Raw genomic sequence first — 18,619 nt, 5'->3', positions numbered from 1 at the left:
GATAGCGGATGACCTTACGATACATCTATGTATCGGATACACCTGTGTATCCACCCGGCACCTCACGGAGATTCGCGTGTCCACACTCCTCTCGTCCCTCGGACGCTGGTCCTTCCGCCACCCGTGGCGCGTCCTCGTCTCCTGGCTCCTCGCCCTCGGCATCGCCGGAGCCGGAGCCGTGGTCCTCGGCGCCGGCACCGACAACACGTTCTCCATTCCCGGGACCGAGTCCCAGGCCGGCCTCGAGCAGCTCTCCCGCTCCTTCCCCCAGGTGAGCGGCACGAACGCCCAGTTCATCGTCGTAGCCGCGGACGGCGACGAGATCACCGATGACGCGTACCGCGAGCCCATCGAGGATGCCGTGTCGGAGCTCGGCGACCTCGACGAGGTCCTCGCCGCCACCTCGCCGTACGACGAGATGGTCAACGGCATGATCAACGACGACGACACGGCGGCCATCGTGCGCCTGCAGTTCGACGGCGAGTCCACCGACGTCTCCGAGGAGACGAAGGACGCCCTGCGCTCCACCGTCGACGAGCTCGCGGCCGACCTCCCCGACGGTGCGCAGGCCTCTCTCGGCGGCGACCTCTTCGCGATCTCGATCCCCGGCGTCACGCTCACCGAGGCCGTGGGCCTGCTCATCGCGCTCCTCGTGCTCATCGTCACGTTCCGCTCGTTCGTCGTCGCCGGGCTCCCCCTGCTCACCGCCATCCTCGGCGTCGGCATCTCCATGGCCGGGATCTTCACGGCGACCGCCTTCGCGACCGTCTCCTCCACCACGCCGCTGCTCGCCCTGATGCTCGGGCTCGCGGTCGGGATCGACTATGCGCTCTTCATCGTCGCGCGCCACCAGGACCAGGTCCGGGACGGCGTGGAGCCCGAGGAGTCGGCCGCCCGCGCGGTCGGCACCGCCGGATCGGCGGTCGTCTTCGCCGGCGTCACCGTGCTCATCGCACTGATCGGCCTGGGCTTCGCGGGCATCCCGTTCCTCACCACCATGGGCGTCGCGGCGTCGGTGGCCGTCGCGGTCGCCGTGGCGATCGCGGTGACCCTGACCCCTGCGCTGCTCGGATTCCTCAAGGGCCGCGTGGCCGGACGGCCGAAGAGCGCGAAGGCCCCGAAGAAGGCGGCCGCGAAGGACGCCGTCACGAAGCCCCGCGGCAGCCGTCGGTGGGTGGAGGGCGTGACGAAGCACCCCGTCCTCGTCTCCCTCGCGGTCGTCCTCGGCCTCGGCATCGTCGCCGTCCCCGCTCTCAGCCTCGACCTCGCCCTGCCGAACGCCGGCGTCCTGCCGAAGGACTCCGAGGCGCGACAGAACTACGACCTCGTCGGCGAGCAGTTCGGCCCCGGCTTCAACGGCCCCCTCATCCTCACCGGCACCATCGTCACCTCCACCGACCCGCTCGGTCTCATGGAAGACCTCGGAGACGCGGTGGCCGAGGTTCCCGGCGTGAAGGAGGTCGCCCTCGCGACGCCGAACGAGACCGCCGACACCGGCATCGTCCAGATCATCCCGGAGACGGCTCCCGACGACCCCGCGACGGCCGACCTCGTGCGCGAGCTCCGCAGCCACCACGACGAGTGGCTGGACGAGTTCGGCATCGACCTCAAGGTCACCGGCTTCACCGCCGTCGGCATCGACATCTCGGATCAGCTCGGGGCGGCTCTGCTGCCGTTCGGGATCTTCGTGATCGGCCTCTCGCTGATCCTCCTCACCATCGTGTTCCGCTCCCTCTGGGTGCCGATCACCGCCGCGGCAGGCTACCTGCTGTCGATCGTCGCCGCCTTCGGCGTTGTCGGGGCGGTCTTCGAGTGGGGCTGGTTCGCCGACCTCCTGCACGTTGCAAAGGTCGGCCCGATCATCAGCTTCATGCCGATCATCCTCATGGGCGTGCTCTTCGGCCTGGCGATGGACTACCAGGTGTTCCTCGTGTCGCGGATGCGCGAGGACTTCGTGCACGATCCCGACCTCCGCCCGGGTGCGGGATCGGTGAACCGCGCCACCCGGCGGGCCGCAGCTCTGCGCGCCGTACGGAGCGGGTTCACCGGTTCGGCGAAGGTCGTCACGGCCGCCGGCCTCATCATGTTCGCGGTGTTCGTCGCCTTCGTGCCGGAGGGCGATTCCTCCCTCAAGCCCATCGCCCTCGGACTCGCCGCCGGCATCGCTTTCGACGCCTTCCTCGTGCGCATGACGCTGATCCCGGCGCTCATGGCGATCCTCGGCGAGCGCGCCTGGGAGATCCCGTCCTGGCTCGAGCGGATCCTCCCCCGGGTGGACATCGAAGGCGAGGCGGTGGAACGCGAACGGCACCTCGAGGCGTGGCCGGGCGACGGCTCGCTCGTCGCGGCCGATGACCTGGAGCTCGGCGCGGGCGCCGCGGCGACGGAGCGACTGTCGCTGCGGCTCGCTCCCGGCGCAGCCCTGGTCGCGAGCGGCGCGGACGCCGGGACGCTGCGGGCCCTCGCTCTCACCGTCGGCGCCCGCATCCCCCCGACCGACGGACGCCTCCGCGTCGCCGGACACCTGCTCCCCGGTCGTGCGGCCTGGGTCCGTTCCCACGTGGGCTGCGTGCTCGCGGAAGACGACGCCCCGGTGCTCGCCGACCTCCGCGAAGCCCTCCGCGGTCGTTCCGAGCTCGTGGTGATCGACGGCGCGGACCGGCTCCGCGGCGGCGAGCGCGACCAGGTCGCCGCGATGCTGCGCGACGCGAAGGCGCGCCGAGAGCTCGCCGTCTTCGCCACCGCCGTCGACGCCGACGCGGCCCGTTCCCTCCTCGCGGACGCCGGATGGCCGTCCGCCGACGTACTCGACACGCGCGCGCCCCGCCCGAGCGCCGCAGAAACGACCGAGGTGCCCGCATGACCCTCCCCCTCGAGCGTGCCCGCTCACGCAAGCCCATCACCTGGCTCACCGTCCTCGGCGTGCTGCTGCTGCCGGCGGCGATCGGCGGCATCCTCATGGCGGCGCTCTACAACCCGACCGAGCGTCTCGACTCCATGACCGCGGCGATCGTGAACCTCGACGAACCCGTCGAGATCGACGGCCAGACCGCTCCCCTCGGGCGGCAGCTCGCCTCCGGGCTCGTCGAGGGCTCGGACGATCTCGACTCGAACCTCACGTGGGTCATCTCCAACGAGGAGGACGCCGCCGACGGGCTCGCCGACGGCACCTACCAGGCCGTCATCACGATCCCCGAGGACTTCTCGGCCGCGGCGACCTCCGCGGGTCAGGCGGTCGCGGACGGCGGCGGGGACGCGGAGCAGGCGACGATCCAGGTGACGACGCCCGACGACGGCCTCGTGGCCGACGACCTCATCACCGGGCAGATCGCCGATGTGGCGGCCTCGACGCTCGGCACCACGCTGTCCGAGGCCACGACCGAGAACATCCTCGTCGGCTTCACCACCATCGGCGATCAGATCGGCGATGCGGCGGACGGGGCCCTGGAGCTGGCAAAGGGGGCGCGTGACGCGGCGACCGGCGCCGCGGCCCTCCCGGAGGGTGCGACGCAGCTCGCCGCGGGTGCCGGAGAGCTGGGCACCGGGGCCTCGACCCTCGCGTCCGGCCTCGACACGATCGCGGGGCAGACGCGGCAGGCGGCGACCGGGGCCGGCACCATCGGGGCGGGACTCAGCTCCGGGGCGACCGAGCTCCAGGGCCGGGTCGCGGGCGTGCAGCAGCTCACGGGCGGGATCCAGTCGGCAGCCGCGTCGGCGGGATCGGCCGCAACGGACTCGGCCGCGGTCGCGCAGACGCTCGGCAAGATGGCGACCACCGCGTGCACCGCCGATCAGTACTCGTCGGAGTGCAGGCAGCTCTCCGACCTCGCCTCGAAGGCCGAAGCAGCGGCGAAGTCTGCGGGGACCGCCTCCGGCATCCTCAACAGCCCCCAGGTCGCGGGCGGAATCGCCGCACTTCCCGGATCCTTCTCCACGCTGGCCACCCAGCTCGGCGAGGCGGGTGCCGGGGCGACCGAGCTCGCCGGCGGGCTCAACCGTCTCGCGACCGAGGGTGTGGATCAGTCGGCCGCGGGAGCGCGGGCGCTGTCGTCCGGCGCGGCGCAGCTCGCCGACGGCGCGACCCAGCTCGCCGACGGCAGCACGGAGCTCGCCACCGGCCTCGACACCCTCGCGACCGGCACCGGCGACCTCGCGGGCGGACTGCGCACCGCGGCGGACTCCCTTCCCTCCTTCACCGACGAGGAGTCGACATCGCTGGCGTCGGTGATCGCCGACCCGGTGGCGACCGACTCCTCGATGGGCTCGCTCTTCGGCCCCACCGCGATCCCGCTGCTCACCGCGGTGGTGCTGTGGTTCGGCGGTCTCGCGTCGTTCCTCGTGCTCCGTGCCCACACGGCGCGCACGCTCACCTCGCGACGCTCCTCCGCCTCCCTCACCCTCCGCGCGTTCTGGCCGGCCGCGGCGATCGGCGCGGCACAGGGCCTGCTCGTCTCGCTCATCGTGCAGATCGTGGCCGACTACGACGTGGCGGAGTGGTGGGCGTTCGCGGGGACCGCCGTCCTCGCCGGGATGGTGTTCGCGGCCGTGAACCAGGCCCTCGTCGCGGTGTTCGGTGGCATCGGACGCTGGATCGCCGCACTGATCGGTGTCATCGCCGTCGCGACGGGACTCATCTCGACCGTGCCCGACTGGCTCGCGAGCATCGGGGCCGCCCTCCCGACCGCACCGGCCTTCGCGGGTCTCGTGGAGGCGAGCGGGGCCGCCGTCGCCGCCCTCGTCGTCTGGGGCGTGCTGTCGCTCGTCGCCACGACGGTGGTCGTCGCGGTCCGCCGCACGACCACGGCCCGCGCCGTCGTCACCGCCTGACCCCGGGCACAGCTGCGGAGATCACGCACGACACGCCGCCGGGCACCCCGCTCCGGCGGCGTGTCGTGTGGCGATCTCCGAAAGAGTGCCCGGACGCGACGACGGTACCCCGTACCCTCGTGCCATGCGCCGACCGTTCATGGACACTCCGGACCAGCTCGCGAGCCTCGACGGGCAGCAGTATCTCGTCCTCCGGCCGACCGGGGCCGTCGCCGCAGCATACCGGGCCATCCAGGAGGCCGCGCTCGGTCGTCTGGACACGCCGCTCCGGCATCCGCACACGGAGCACGTGACGCTTCGGGGCTTCTTCGAGCCGGAGCGTCGGGAGGAGCTGCGGGCCGTGATCCGGGCCTGGGCCACGGAACAGGGTCCTCTCGAGCTCACCGCCGACGCCGTGGACGTCTTCCCCGCGCCGTGGCAGATCGTGATCCTGCGCCTCGCCCGCACGCCCGCGCTCGTGCAGGCCTACGCCTCGCTGACGGAGGTGCTCCGGCCGACGGACTTCCGCCGCCTCGACGAGCTCTCCGTCGAGGACTGGACCTTCCACCTCTCGGTGCTCTACGGCAAGACGCTGAATCCCGAGACATGGCAGCAGCTCGCCGCCACCGAGGCTCGTCCGCTCACACCCGCCCCGACGGAGGTCGTCACCGAGGTCGAGTTCGTCTGGTACGAGGGCGGCGTCGAGCACGCCGAGGTCATCCCCCTCGGCGGCTGAGCCCTGCTCCGGCGGGCACGACTTCGGAGATGGCGGACAGCACGCCGTGACCGAGCCCCGCCCGTCGGCGTGTCCCTCGCGATCTCCGAAGCTGTGCTCGGCGGGCTCAGCTCAGGCCGGAGTAGGCGTGCAGGCCCTTGAAGAAGACGTTGACGATGGTGAAGTTGAAGATCACGGCGGTGAAGCCGACGATCGACAGCCAGGCCGAGGGGTTGCCGCGCCAGCCGCGCGTCGCCCTGGCGTGGATGTACCCGGCGTAGAGCACCCAGATCACGAAGGTCCAGGTCTCCTTCACGTCGAAGCCCCAGAAGCGGCTCCACGCGTAGTACGCCCAGATGGACCCGGCGATGAGCGTGAAGGTCCAGAGGATGAAGCCGATGATCGTGAACAGGTACGCCAGGCTCTCCAGGCGCTCCGCCGGCGGGAAGGTGCGCAGGAATCCGGGGCCGGTCTTCGCCGCGCCCTCGCCGAGCAGCCGCTCGCGTCGCGCCTGCATGAGCTGGATCACCGAGAGCGCGAAGGCGAGGGCGAAGAACGCGGTCGCGAGCGAGGCGACGAACACGTGGATGATGAGCCAGACGCTCTTCAGCGGGTCCATCAGCGGGGAGACCTCGACGTAGAAGTTCGTCGCGCCGAGGCCCAGGAGGACCACTACGAGGCCCGTGATGAAGGTGCCGAGGAAGCGCAGGTCGAGGCGGGTCAGCACCACGAGGTAGACGGCGATGATGAGGAGCGTCCCCACCATCGCGAACTCGTACAGGTTCGCCCAGGGCACCCGTCCCGCGGCGATACCGCGGGTGAGGGTCGCCGCGAGGTGGAACACGAAGCCGAGCACCGTGAGCGAGGTGCCGATTCGCGCCATGACGAACCGCTGCGGCGCCGCCGTCGGTGCTCCGGTCGCATCGAGCGGAGCGGAGACGCCACCGGAACGACCGGCGGCCACGAGCTCGCCCTCGCGGACGGTGTGGGCGTCGGCCGTCGCCTGCGAGCGGCGCGCGAGATCGAAGGCGTAGGCCACGAAGGCCGCCGCGTAGATCGCGATCGCCGTCCACAGCAGGACGGGCGAGATCACGGTGAGCTCGAGCATGGTGTCAGTCTACTTTCCGGGTGCCGGGGCCGCAGGGTCCGCGGCGGCGTCCGCGGCATCCTCGTCGGCGTCTTCAGGGGTACGGGCGATCGTGCCGCCCGCGGCGTCGAGCAGCCGGGCGTGGCCGGCACGGAGGTCGTCGACGGCGCGGGCGAGCGTGGGGTCTTCCCCTCGGGCCAGGGCCGCGTACTCGAGGTCGACCGCGCCGTCCGCCGCGGTGGCCTTCACCCACACGCGCCGACGCGGCACGAACAGGGCGAGCATGAGGCCGCCGAGCGCCAGCAGTGCGAACCCGAGCACGAACACCCCGGACTCGTCGCGGTGGATCTGCAGGGAGGCGAAGCGCTTGACGGACTCCGAGGCGTCGGTGGCGCCCTCGGGCGACTCGTCGTCGAAGGTGACCGAGCCCAGGCCGTTCGGCAGCTGCGCGGTCTCACCCGGGGACAGCTCGATCGACTCGACGTCGGTGCTGCGTCCGGTGAGCTTGGTCATGTCGGAGGTGTCGAGCACGTAGACCGAGCGCGGCACGCCGTCGTTGATCCCGAGGTCGCCCGTGTACACGTCGAGCGTGAGCGTCGGGTTGGTGAGGTCGGGGTAGGCGGAGAAGAAGGCGCCCGTGTCGAGCACGCCGGTGGTCGGGTAGAAGAAGCCGACGAGGCCCACCTGCTCGGCCAGGCCGTCCGGCACCTTGAGCACGCCGAGCGAGGTCATGTTGTTGTCCTGCGGGAGGAACGGCGTGCTGTTGTGGAACACCACGTTGCCCTCGGGGTCGCGCACGGTGACCGTCGGGGCGTACCCGTTGCCGAGCAGGAACACGTCGTCGTCGGCCACGCCCAGCGGCTCGTTGACCTTGACGGCGCCCTCGCGCTCCTCGCCGTTCTCCTGGATGGTCATGTTCGCGGAGAAGTTCCCGGCCTGGCCGGAGCCGGGCTCACCGAACGGCTGATACGTGACGTCGAAGGAGTCCAGCCGCATCGAGTACGGCGCAAAGGAGTCGTCGGCCACGAAGCGCCCGCGGTTCATGGAGTCGTAGTCGAGCAGCGTGTTGGCGAAGGTCTCCCCCTCGACGAGCACGCGCTGGCCCGTGTACGCGAAGCCGCCGCCGACGCCGATCGTCACGAGCACGCCGACGAGGGCGAGGTGGAAGAGCAGGTTGCCCGTCTCCCGCCAGTAGCCGCGCTCGGCGGACACCGAGTACGTGCGGCCGCGGTCGTAGCGCTCCACGCGGTAGCCGAGAGCCTTGAGCTGCTTCGTGGCGACGTCGATCGAGGCGGCGGCCTCCGCGGCGGCGTCCCCCGTGCGCGTGCCGGAGTCGGCGACGGTGTCGCGGGTGACGGCGCGGTAGTCCTCCAGGCGGCGCAGCCGCGCGGGCGTGCGCGGCGGGCGGGCCTGCAGCGCCTTGGCGTGGTGCTTGATGCGCGGGATGACGCAGCCCACGAGCGAGGTGAACAGCAGCAGGTAGATCGCCGAGAACCAGGGCGACAGGTACACGTCGAAGAGCTTGAGCGCGTCGAGCACCGGGAACAGGTCGGGGTTGTCGCGCTCCCACTGCGTCACGCCGTTCGGGTCGGCCATCCGCTGCGGGAAGATCGATCCGGGGATGGCCGCGATCGCCAGCACGAGCAGCAGGACGAGCGCCGTGCGCATCGAGGTGAGCTGACGCCACCCCCATCGGAGCCAGCCGACGAACCCGAGCCGCGGCTGGGTGATCGTGTCGTCGCCGTCGACGTGGTCGGACGGGCGGAGCGGATCGCTGGAGTCGGTGGTCACGGCACTCTTGTTCTTCGTCATGGTCGTCTCGGAGCGGTCAGAGCGGGAGGATGACACTGCCGATCACCGCCGTCAGTCGCGACATGATGTCGGTCCACAGGCCGGTGACCATCAGGACACCGAGGAGGATCAGCAGCACGCCGCCGAGGATGTTCACGACCCGGATGTGGCGGCGCAGGAACCCGATCGCCTTGGTCGCCCAGCCGAAGCCGAGGGCGACGAGCAGGAACGGGATGCCGAGGCCCAGGGAGTACGCGAGGCCGAGGAAGCCCGCGCGCACGGGGTCGCCCGCGTTGAAGGAGAGCGCGAGGATGGCGGCCAGCGTGGGGCCCATGCAGGGCGCCCAGCCGATGCCGAGCGCGACGCCGAGGAGCGGAGCCCCGACCATCCCGGCCTTCGAGTCGACGTGGAAGCGGAGTTCCTTCTGCGCGAACCCGAAGAGCCCGAGGAAGACCAGGCCCATCGCGATGATGACGACGCCGAGGATGCGGGTGATGAGGTCGCCCCACTGGAGCAGGAACACGCCGGCGGTGCCGCCGAGCACCGTGTAGAGGATGAAGACCACGGTGAAGCCGAGGATGAACAGCAGCACGCCGAGGACCAGGCGGCTGCGCGTCGCGGTCTGGGTGGCGCCGTCGCCGGTCGTCGAGCTGTTCCGCGGCGTGACGGCTCCCCCGAGGAAGCCGAGGTAGCCCGGAACGAGCGGGAGCACGCACGGCGAGAGGAACGAGACGAGTCCGGCGAGCATCGCCACCGGGACCGCGATCCAGAGGGCTCCGGATCCGATGATCGCGTCGGGGTTCACGACGACCTCGCGGACATCAGGAGTCCTCCGCCAGCGCGTCCTTGACGAGCGTGGAGAGCACGGAAGTGCCGTCGATCGGCCCGATGATCTTCGCGGCGACGCGGCCCTGCTTGTCGAGCACGAGCGTGGTGGGGGTGGCCGAGATCGGCACGACCTTGGCGAAGGCGAGCTTGGCCTGGGCGGTGTCGACGTCGATGAGGCTCGGGTACGTGATCCCGAACTCGTCGGCGAACGCGACAGCCGTGTCGGCCTGGTCGCGCGTGTTGATGCCGATGAACTGCACGTCCGCGTCGCTGTGCGCCTGCCAGACGGCCTCCAGGTCGGGGGCCTCGACGCGGCACGGGGCGCAGCCGGCGTACCAGAAGTTGACGACCGCGACCTTCCCGGCGATGTCGGCGCTGTCGAAGTCCTCGCCGTGCTCCGTGACCCCGGCGAACTCGACCGGCTCCCCGCGCTCGGCGACGGGGATCTCGACGATCGCGCCGTCGGCGGCGACGTAGCCGGTGTTCTCGCCGTTCAGGAACGACTCGCTCACGGCATCGGGGGCGCAGGCGCTCAGACCGACGGCGAGCACCGCAGCGAGCGCGGCTCCGCCCAGGCGGCCGAGGGGCCGAAGACGGGAGGGGCGGCCGTTGCGGATCGGGTGAATCCTGGAAGCGCGGGACACGTCTCCGAGTTTACGCAGAGCTTCCTATGCATCGGCCGGGTACCCCCGGGGGGAGTCAGACTTCGAATCGGCCGATTGGTCCCATTTCCGGGCCGGATGGGGCCATTCAGGCGATTCGAACGGGGGTCAGACGGCCCCGACGTCGACAGCACCGCCGGTCGCAGCGGGCTCGGCGTACGAGACCTCGCGCCAGACGTCGCCGACGCGCGCGAACGAGGTCACACTCGACAAGGCGCAGCGGCGGGTCCGCGGGTCGTGCTGCAGCGGCAGGCCGGCGACGCGGAGGTGCGTGATCCAGATCGGCGCCTGATGCGACACCATCACGATGTCCCCCGCGGTCGGGATCTCGGCCGCGGCCGTCCATGCCTCGTCCATCACCCCGAGCATGCGCTCCGCGATCGAGGCGTACGGCTCCCCCCAGCTCGGGAGCGACGGCTGACGCAGGTGCCACCAGTTCATCGGGTTCATGAGCGACCGCCGCATCCGGGTGCCCTCGAACACGTTCGTCGGCTCGATCAGACGGATGTCCGTCTCGGGTTCGAGGTCGAACACCTCCGCGAACGGGGCGGCCGACTCCTGCGCACGCTCCAGCGGCGACGCGAACAGCGCGGTCACCGGATCGCCGAGCCCCGCCACGTGCTCCGCCGCCGCCTGGGCCATCTCCTCCCCCGCGGTGCTGAGGTGGTAGTCGGGCAGCCGTCCGTAGAGCACACGGGACGGATTGTGCACCTCACCGTGGCGAACGAGGTGCAGAAGTGATGCCGCCACGTCAGACCTCGCGGTAGCGGGAGTCGCCGAACCCGAGGATCAGATAGCCGATGTAGGGGAACAGGAACAGGAGGAAGAAGGAGAACACCCCGCCCTTGCCGAAGCGCGCGCCGAGCTTGAACGCGACGATGACCCCGAGGATGAAGTTCGCGATCGGCACGAGGTAGAGCAGGGCGAACCAGCCCGACATCCCGGCGATCTTCACGAGGAACACGACGTTCACGATCGGGATGATCGCGAGGATGCCGGGGTACCCCGCCTTCGTGAAGACCTTCCACAGTCCGACCACGACGAGGATGTAGAAGATGAGGGCGATGAGTCCGGTCGTGCCGGAGAAGATCGCGGCGAACAGGTCGGGAAGGCCGTTGCCGTCCGAGATGGAGAGGTGCATGGGGGTCCGCCTTTCGTCGTGGCGATCCTACTGAGGTGCCGCTGCTCCGCGCTGGCGACCCGGCCGGGAAGGGCCGGGAGGCCCGCGTAGACTGGGCGGGTTCATCTTTCCCCGGATCAGGAGGAATCCTCCGTGCTGCGCACCCACTCCGCAGGCTCCCTGCGCGCCGAGAACATCGGTCAGACCGTCACCCTCACCGGGTGGGTCGATCGTCGTCGTGACCACGGAGGCGTCGCTTTCATCGATCTGCGGGACGCGTCGGGCATCGCCCAGGTCGTCATCCGCGACGAGGAGATCGCCCACCCGCTGCGTAACGAGTTCGTCCTCAAGGTCACCGGCGAGGTGTCGCGGCGCCCCGAGGGCAACGCGAACCCGAACCTCCCCTCCGGCGAGATCGAGGTCATCGCGGCCGACGTCGAGGTGCTGAACGAGTCGGCGCCGCTGCCGTTCCAGGTCTCGACCGCTCTGGCCGACACCGAGACCGTCGGGGAGGAGGCGCGCCTGAAGTATCGCTACCTCGACCTCCGCCGCCCGGCCGCCGCCTCCGCGCTGCGCCTGCGGTCCGACGTCTACAAGGCGATCCGGGACGTGCTGCACGCCGAGGACTTCACCGAGGTCGAGACCCCGACCCTCACCCGTTCCACGCCGGAGGGCGCCCGCGACTTCGTCGTCCCGGCCCGTCTGCACCCGGGCAGCTGGTACGCCCTGCCCCAGTCGCCGCAGCTCTTCAAGCAGCTGCTCATGGTCGGCGGTGTGGAGAAGTACTTCCAGATCGCCCGCTGCTACCGCGATGAGGACTTCCGCGCCGACCGTCAGCCCGAGTTCACGCAGCTCGACATCGAGATGAGCTTCGTCGACCAGGAGGACGTGATCGCCCTCATGGAGTCGCTCATCGTGGCGATGTGGAAGACGATCGGCGTCGAGGTGCAGACCCCGCTGCCGCGGATGACGTACGCCGACGCCATGGCGAAGTACGGCTCCGACAAGCCCGACCTCCGCTTCGGACTCGAGCTCGTCGAGGCGACCGAGTACTTCAAGGACACCCCGTTCCGCGTGTTCCAGGCCGAGTACGTCGGTGCGGTGCGCATGCCCGGCGGTGCGAGCCAGCCACGCAAGCAGCTCGACGCCTGGCAGGACTGGGCCAAGCAGCGCGGCGCCCGTGGTCTCGCCTACGTGCTGTTCAACGAGGACGGCACCCTGGGCGGGCCCGCCGCGAAGAACCTGTCCGAGGCCGAGCAGGCGGGCCTGGCGGAGTTCGTGGGCGCCGAGCCGGGCGACTGCGTGTTCTTCGCCGCCGGTGCCACCAAGGAGAGCCGGGCGCTGCTCGGCGCCGCGCGGGTCGAGATCGGCCGTCGCCTCGGGTACCTGAACCCGGACGAGTTCGCCTTCACCTGGGTCGTCGACGCCCCCATGTTCGAGCCGGCCGCCGACGCGGTCGCCTCCGGAGACGTCGCGGTCGGCGCGGGTGCCTGGACGGCCGTGCACCACGCGTTCACGGGCCCGAAGCCCGAGTTCGAGGACACGTTCGACACCGACCCTGGATCGGCCCTCGCCTACGCGTACGACATCGTGTGCAACGGCTCGGAGCTCGGCGGCGGGTCCATCCGCATCCACCGCGAGGACATCCAGAAGCGGGTCTTCGAGGTCATGGGCATCAGCGACGAGGTGGCGCAGGAGCAGTTCGGCTTCCTCCTCGACGCGTTCAAGTTCGGCGCTCCGCCGCACGGCGGCATCGCACTCGGCATGGACCGCGTGCTCCAGCACCTGACGAAGACCGAGTCCATCCGCGACGTCATCGCCTTCCCGAAGTCCGGGAACGGTTTCGATCCCCTCACCTCCGCTCCCGCGCCGATCACCCCCGAGCAGCGCGCCGAGGCCGGTGTGGACTTCACTCCTGAAGACGAGGCCTGACCCGCCGAGACCCCGTCTTTCCGCCGAGACCCCGGGACACTGCCGCCGGCAGCCCGGGGTCTCGTCGCGTACCCGGGGTCTCGGCGAAGAAAGAATGAGAATCAGGCGAAGAGGGGGGCGAGGTTCTCGTTCCACACGTCGACGCCGAGCTTCGCGATGAGAGCCACCACGACGACGAGGAACACCACGCGGATGAACGTCGTGCCGCGGGAGATGGCCATCCGCGAGCCCAGGTAGCTGCCGCCGACGTTCGCGACCGCGAGGATGCCCCCGAGCAGCCACAGCACCGAGCCGTGCGGGATGAAGAGGAGCAGCGCCCCCGCGTTCGTCGCGAGATTGACGATCTTGGCCTTCGCGCTCGCCTGCAGGAAGTCGTAGCCCAGCAGCGCGACGAGGGTGATCACGAGGAAGGTGCCCGTGCCCGGACCGATCATCCCATCGTAGAACCCGATGCCGAGCCCGGCCAGCCCGGCCATGATGTGGTGCTTGTGCCCGTGGAAGCGCAGCTGCGTCGCCGCCCCGAGCTGCGGCCGGAGCGCCGTGAACAGGGCCACCGCCAGCAGCGCGATCACGATGATGGGCTTGAAGGCGGCCGGGGGCAGCACCGTGGCGACCGCCGCGCCCCCGAACGAGCCGATCAACGCGATCACCGCCATCGGCAGAGCTGTGCGGAGATCGGGCTTGGCCCGGCGGTAGTAGGTGATGCTGCTGGTCGCGGTCCCGAACACGGAGGCGAGCTTGTTCGTCGCGAGCGCCTGGACCGGGGCGATACCGGGGATGAGGAGCAGCGCCGGGAGCTGCAGCAGCCCTCCGCCGCCGACGACCGCGTCGATCCACCCGGCACTGAACGCCGCCACGATGATGAGGATCAGCATCCCCCAGGTGAGCTGCTCGAGTCCGAGGAGGCTGCCGATATCCACTCCGCCATGATTCCAGACCCGCGGGCGCCGTCCCGCATCCTCCGCTGGCAGACTGGGCTCATGCTCGCCGCTCTCCCGCTTCCGCATCCGTTCGCGTCGAGGAGCGGGGACGCCGTGCTCCGGCGTGCGACCGAGGCCGACGCCGACGCCGTCATCGCGCTGCTCGCCGACGACCCGATCAGCGCCGCCCGCGGCGACGTGGCGTCCGATGAGGACCGGCCGGCGTATGAACGCGGCCTCCGCGAGATCCTGGCCGACCCTTCCAACGACCTCCTCGTGGTCGAGCTCGACGGCGCCGTGGTCGGCACCCTCCAGCTCACCTCGATCCCCGGAATGGCGCGCCGCGGCGCTCGGCGGCTGCTCGTCGAGGCGGTCCGGGTGCGCAGCGACCTCCGGTCCTCGGGCATCGGCTCCGCGGTCATGCGCTGGGTCGGCGACACCGCGGCGCCCGCCCTCGGTGCGGCCATGGTGCAGCTCACCTCCGACGCCGCCCGCACCGACGCGCACCGGTTCTATGAGCGCCTCGGCTACGTGGGCTCGCACCGCGGCTTCAAGTACACCGTCCCGCAGCGCTGAATCCGGAGCGCATCCCCGCGCCACCCGCCCGACACCGACCGTTCACCCGCACCGCTCCGCGTGGCTACCTCGGACTCATAGTGTCCTCTCGCAACCCGACACCGGCTCACAGCGCCGGACACCGAGAGGACACTCATGGCACGCTCCATCCGCCGCGCACGCATCGGCGCCGGCATCGCCCTGGCCACCACGGCCGTCATCGCTCTGACCTCCTGCGCCTCCGCGACCGACACCCCGGCCGCCGGTGACGACGCCGTGGACGCGGCGAGCGCGACCTCCGTCGAGGACTTCGGCTCGTTCGCCGACCTGGAGGCGGCCGCGAAGGAGGAGGGTCAGCTCAACGTCATCGCCCTCCCCCGCGACTGGGCGAACTACGGCGAGATCCTCGACCTGTTCGCGGAGAAGTACCCCGAGATCACCATCAACGAGGCCTCACCCGACGTCTCCAGCGCCGAGGAGATCCAGGCGGCCGAGACGAACAAGGGCCTCGACACCGCTCCCGACGTCTTCGACCTCGGCCTGACCGTCGCCCTGCAGAACACCGACACCTTCGCCCCGTACAAGGTCCAGACCTGGGACGACATCCCCGACGAGCTGAAGGAGCCCACCGGCCTCTTCGTCGGCGACTACGGCGGCTACATGTCGATCGGCTACGACTCCTCGGCCTTCGAGGCGCCGGCCGAGCTGTCCGATCTCCTCTCCGCCGACTACAAGGGCGCCGTGGCCATCAACGGCGACCCGACGCAGGCCGGAGCGGCCTTCGCCGCCGTGGGCCTGGCGACCGTGCAGTCGGACGGCACGCTCGACGACTTCCAGCCGGGCATCGACTTCTTCTCCGAGCTGCAGAAGGCCGGGAACCTCCTCAAGGTCGACGTCACGACCGCGACCGTCGCCAGCGGCGAGACCCCCGTGGTCTTCGACTGGGACTACCTGAACGCGGCGCACACGGCCGACAACCCGGACTGGAAGGTCGTGGTCTTCGACGGCACCGGCTACGCGGGCTACTACAACCAGGCCATCAACGTCGACGCTCCGAACCCGGCCGCCGCGCGTCTGTGGCAGGAGTTCCTCTACAGCGACGAGGTGCAGAACCTGTGGCTGAAGGGCGGCGCCCGTCCGGTGCGCATGGAGGCGATGACCGAGGCCGGCACGATCGACGAGAAGCTCGCGGCCGCTCTCCCCGATGCCCCGGAGGAGACGGTCGTGCCGACCGAGGAGCAGTCCGAGAACGCCGGCACGCTGCTCGGCGAGAAGTGGGCAGCGGCGGTCCAGTGACCACCGTCGTCGCCCCGGGGGTGGATGCCGCGGCGTCCGCCCCCGCCACCGCCGCCGGACCCGCGTCGCACACGCGGGCCCGGCGGTCGGCGCCGTCCGTGGCGTGGCTGGGGCTCATACCGTTCGCCGCCTACGTGCTGCTCTTCCTCGCCGTGCCGACCGTGCTCGCGATCGGCTCCGGGTTCTTCGACGGCGACGGTGCTTTCACCTGGACGAACGTCGCCGCCCTCGGCGACCCGGTCGTGCTGACGACCTTCGCGAACTCGGCGGGGCTGTCGCTGCTCACCGCGGCGGTCGGCGCCCTCGTCGGCGCCCTCGTCTCCTATGCCCTGCTCGGCATGAACCCGGACGGTGTCGTACGCCGCTCCGTGGACGCGGCCGCCGGGGTCCTCGCGCAGTTCGGCGGCGTCATGCTCGCGTTCGCCTTCATCGCCACGATCGGCATCCAGGGCGTGGTCACGGTCTTCCTCCGCGACACCTTCGGCATCGACATCTTCGCCGAGGGCACGTGGCTGTACGAGCTTCCCGGCCTCGTCCTCCCGTACATCTACTTCCAGGTGCCGCTCATGGTCATCACCTTCCTGCCCGCCCTCGCCGCGCTGAAGCCGCAGTGGGTCGAGGCGAACCTCACCCTCGGGGGCAGCAGAGCGAGCTTCTGGCTGCGGATCGGCCTCCCGGTGCTGGCGCCGTCGTTCCTCGCCAGTCTGCTGCTGCTCTTCGCGAACGCGTTCTCCTCGTACGCCACGGCCGCGGCGCTCGCGAGTCAGGGCTCGCAGATCGTCCCGCTGCAGATCCGCACGGCGCTCACGAGCGAGACCCTGCTCGGTCGGGAGAACCTCGCCGGCGCTCTCGCCCTCGGCATGATCATCGTGGTCGGGGTCGTGATGGCGCTGTACTCCCTCATCCAGCGCCGGGCTTCGCGGTGGCAGGCATGAACGGCCTCGCCCCGTCCCGCGCGACCCGTGCGGTGATCGGCATCGTCGTCGGGGCGTTCTTCGCGGTGCCCCTCGTGTCGACGTTCCTCTTCACGCTGCGCGACACCGACGGCCTCTCGTTCGCGCACTGGACCGCCCTCTTCGACCCCGCGGCGTCGGCGGCCCTGAAGCCTCTCTGGACGGGGCTCGGGAACTCGCTGATCCTCGCGGTGGTGACCGTGGCGATCGTGCTGCTCCTCCTGGCCCCCACGATGATCCTCGTGAACCTCCGCTTCCCGCGGCTGAAGGCGGCCTTCGAGTTCGTCGCGCTCCTGCCGATCTCGATCCCCGCGATCGTGCTCGTCGTGGGGCTCACGCCGATCTACCTGCAGATCGGTCGGACCGTGGGCACCGGCACCTGGACCCTCGCCTTCGCCTACGGCATCACGGTCCTCCCCTTCGCCTTCCGCTCGATCCAGGCGTCGATCGATGCGGCAGACCTGCGCACGCTGTCCGAAGCGGCGCGCTCGCTCGGGGCGGGCTGGCCGACGGTCGTGCTCCGCGTGCTCGCGCCGAACCTCCGCCAGGGCCTGCTCGCCGCCTCGCTGATCTCCATCGCAGTGGTGCTCGGGGAGTTCACGATCGCGTCCCTCCTCAACCGGCAGGTGTTCCAGACGGCGATGGTCGTGGTGCAGAAGCAGGACCCGTATGCCCCCGCGATCTTCACGCTGCTCGCCCTGTCGTTCGTCTTCCTCCTGCTCCTGCTCATCGGCCGCGTCGCCCGCGGTCCGCGAAAGGCCCGCTCATGACCCTCGATCACGCGCTCCCGCGCACCAAGGACAACCTGCTGCTCGCCCAGGCCGGCGACGGCACGCGGGTCGAGCTCCACGGCATCGTCAAGAGCTACGGCGGCACGAGGGTGCTGCACGGCGTCGACCTCGACATCGCCCGCGGGGAGTTCGTCTCGCTGCTCGGTCCCTCCGGCTGCGGCAAGACGACACTGCTCCGCGTGCTCGCGGGACTCGAGGGCGCCGAGGAGGGGACGGTGCTCCTCGGCGGCGGGGACGTCTCGCGGGTGCCGACGAACCGGCGCGACATCGGGATGGTGTTCCAGTCGTACTCACTGTTCCCGCACCTCCGCGTCGTCGACAACACGGCCTTCGGGCTCCGTCGTCGGGGTGTCGGCACGCCCGAGGCGGCGCGGCGTGCCCTTGATGCGCTCGCCCTCGTAGGCCTCGCCGACCTCGCCGACCGGTTCCCGCACCAGCTCTCCGGCGGACAGCAGCAGCGAGTCGCCCTGGCTCGCGCCCTCGTCACGGAACCCCGGGTGCTGCTGCTCGACGAGCCCCTGTCGGCTCTCGACGCCAAGGTGCGCGTGCAGCTCCGCGACGAGATCCGGCGCATCCAGCTGCGGCTGGGCATCACGACCGTCTTCGTCACACACGACCAGGAGGAGGCCCTCGCGGTGTCGGACCGGATCGCGGTCATGAACTCCGGTCGCATCGAGCAGATCGGCTCCCCGGAAGAGCTGTACACGACTCCCGCGACCGCCGAGGTCGCCGCGTTCGTGGGCCTCTCCAGCGTCGTGTCCGGCGTCGCGGACGGCGAGCACGTCGTCGTGTGGGGGCAGCGTCTCCCGTTGCAGACCCCCGCCGACGGCCCCGTCGACGTGTACCTCCGTCCGGAGAACGTCCGCTTCACCTCCGCGGAGGACGCCGCCACCGATGCCCTCGTGGAGGAGAGCACGTTCCTCGGCAGCATGCGGCGGACCCTCGTGCGCACGGAGTCGGGCGAGCTCGTCCGCGTGCAGCACGATCCCACCGTGCACCCGTCGTTCGGCGACCGCGTCCGCATCGCGGTGACCCCCGCCCCTGTGGTCGCGCGCCCCCGCGGCTGACCGAGACCCCGGGTTCACGTCGAGACCCCCGGCTGCAGACGTCTGCAGCCGGGGGTCTCGGCGAATGCCCGGGGTCTCGGCGACACCGGGAGGAGA

General features: G+C 70.8%; 16 protein-coding genes. 9 read left to right on the top strand and 7 right to left on the bottom strand.

Annotated features, from left to right (window positions below; genetic code table 11):
• The first annotated feature begins 76 nt into the window (after positions 1–76).
• From AUV07_RS09785 to AUV07_RS09775, 3 genes are all read left to right on the top strand, one after another.
• A complete protein-coding gene (locus tag AUV07_RS09785) occupies positions 77–2,863 on the top strand; it encodes an MMPL family transporter (protein WP_062635711.1) in 2,787 nt (928 codons plus the stop codon).
• Positions 2,860–4,827, top strand: coding sequence for a YhgE/Pip domain-containing protein (locus tag AUV07_RS09780; RefSeq protein WP_062635709.1), 1,968 nt, complete (start codon positions 2,860–2,862; stop codon positions 4,825–4,827). The genes AUV07_RS09785 and AUV07_RS09780 overlap by 4 nt, the downstream gene beginning before the upstream one ends.
• A gap of 124 nt (positions 4,828–4,951) precedes the next feature.
• Entirely contained in the window at positions 4,952–5,542 is a 591-nt protein-coding gene (locus tag AUV07_RS09775) for a 2'-5' RNA ligase family protein (RefSeq protein ID WP_231868235.1), read from the top strand.
• Positions 5,543–5,648: 106 nt separating this feature from the next.
• Here the strand turns inward: AUV07_RS09775 and ccsB are convergent, their stop codons facing one another.
• The 6 genes from ccsB to AUV07_RS09745 form a co-directional block, all read right to left on the bottom strand.
• Positions 5,649–6,629, bottom strand: a complete 981-nt coding sequence (gene ccsB, locus AUV07_RS09770; protein ID WP_062635707.1) for a c-type cytochrome biogenesis protein CcsB — start codon at positions 6,627–6,629, stop codon at positions 5,649–5,651.
• Between the two features lie 9 nt (positions 6,630–6,638).
• Complete coding sequence (gene resB / locus AUV07_RS09765) at positions 6,639–8,420, bottom strand: cytochrome c biogenesis protein ResB (RefSeq protein WP_062635705.1); 1,782 nt, start codon at positions 8,418–8,420, stop codon at positions 6,639–6,641.
• A 16-nt stretch (positions 8,421–8,436) separates the two neighbouring features.
• Positions 8,437–9,204 (bottom strand): cytochrome c biogenesis CcdA family protein, encoded by a 768-nt coding sequence (locus tag AUV07_RS09760; protein ID WP_062635703.1) that lies wholly within the window; start codon positions 9,202–9,204, stop codon positions 8,437–8,439.
• A gap of 16 nt (positions 9,205–9,220) precedes the next feature.
• The gene (locus AUV07_RS09755; RefSeq protein ID WP_082802906.1) at positions 9,221–9,871 is read right to left on the bottom strand and encodes a TlpA family protein disulfide reductase; all 651 of its coding nucleotides are present in this window, start codon (positions 9,869–9,871) and stop codon (positions 9,221–9,223) included.
• A 126-nt stretch (positions 9,872–9,997) separates the two neighbouring features.
• Positions 9,998–10,639 (bottom strand): histidine phosphatase family protein, encoded by a 642-nt coding sequence (locus tag AUV07_RS09750; protein ID WP_025104448.1) that lies wholly within the window; start codon positions 10,637–10,639, stop codon positions 9,998–10,000.
• A gap of 1 nt (position 10,640) precedes the next feature.
• Positions 10,641–11,030, bottom strand: coding sequence for a DUF5684 domain-containing protein (locus tag AUV07_RS09745; RefSeq protein WP_062635699.1), 390 nt, complete (start codon positions 11,028–11,030; stop codon positions 10,641–10,643).
• Between the two features lie 132 nt (positions 11,031–11,162).
• Between AUV07_RS09745 and aspS the strand changes: the two genes are divergently transcribed.
• Positions 11,163–12,941, top strand: a complete 1,779-nt coding sequence (aspS, locus tag AUV07_RS09740) for an aspartate--tRNA ligase (RefSeq protein ID WP_060921711.1) — start codon at positions 11,163–11,165, stop codon at positions 12,939–12,941.
• Positions 12,942–13,042: 101 nt separating this feature from the next.
• Here aspS and AUV07_RS09735 read toward each other — a convergent pair whose 3' ends face one another.
• Positions 13,043–13,816, bottom strand: coding sequence for a sulfite exporter TauE/SafE family protein (locus tag AUV07_RS09735; RefSeq protein WP_060921721.1), 774 nt, complete (start codon positions 13,814–13,816; stop codon positions 13,043–13,045).
• Between the two features lie 105 nt (positions 13,817–13,921).
• Between AUV07_RS09735 and AUV07_RS09730 the strand changes: the two genes are divergently transcribed.
• The 5 genes from AUV07_RS09730 to AUV07_RS09710 all read left to right on the top strand — a co-directional run bounded on the left by AUV07_RS09730 (position 13,922) and on the right by AUV07_RS09710 (position 18,523).
• Complete coding sequence (locus AUV07_RS09730; protein WP_062636062.1) at positions 13,922–14,437, top strand: GNAT family N-acetyltransferase; 516 nt, start codon at positions 13,922–13,924, stop codon at positions 14,435–14,437.
• A gap of 135 nt (positions 14,438–14,572) precedes the next feature.
• Positions 14,573–15,712, top strand: a complete 1,140-nt coding sequence (locus AUV07_RS09725) for an ABC transporter substrate-binding protein (RefSeq protein WP_062635697.1) — start codon at positions 14,573–14,575, stop codon at positions 15,710–15,712.
• A complete protein-coding gene (locus AUV07_RS09720) occupies positions 15,709–16,647 on the top strand; it encodes an ABC transporter permease (RefSeq protein WP_082802905.1) in 939 nt (312 codons plus the stop codon). Before AUV07_RS09725 ends, AUV07_RS09720 begins: the two co-directional genes overlap by 4 nt.
• Positions 16,644–17,435: an ABC transporter permease gene (locus tag AUV07_RS09715; RefSeq protein WP_062635693.1), complete on the top strand. Its 792-nt coding sequence runs from the start codon at positions 16,644–16,646 to the stop codon at positions 17,433–17,435. The genes AUV07_RS09720 and AUV07_RS09715 overlap by 4 nt, the downstream gene beginning before the upstream one ends.
• On the top strand, positions 17,432–18,523 hold the full coding sequence (locus tag AUV07_RS09710) for an ABC transporter ATP-binding protein (protein WP_062635691.1): 1,092 nt from the start codon (positions 17,432–17,434) through the stop codon (positions 18,521–18,523). Before AUV07_RS09715 ends, AUV07_RS09710 begins: the two co-directional genes overlap by 4 nt.
• The last annotated feature ends 96 nt before the right edge of the window (positions 18,524–18,619 follow it).

The organism is Microbacterium sp. CH1, from assembly GCF_001595495.1.
In the GTDB taxonomy this organism is placed as follows: Bacteria; Actinomycetota; Actinomycetes; order Actinomycetales; family Microbacteriaceae; genus Microbacterium.
Note: the sequence above shows the minus strand (reverse complement) of the source record. Positions and strands in the feature narration are given on the sequence as shown.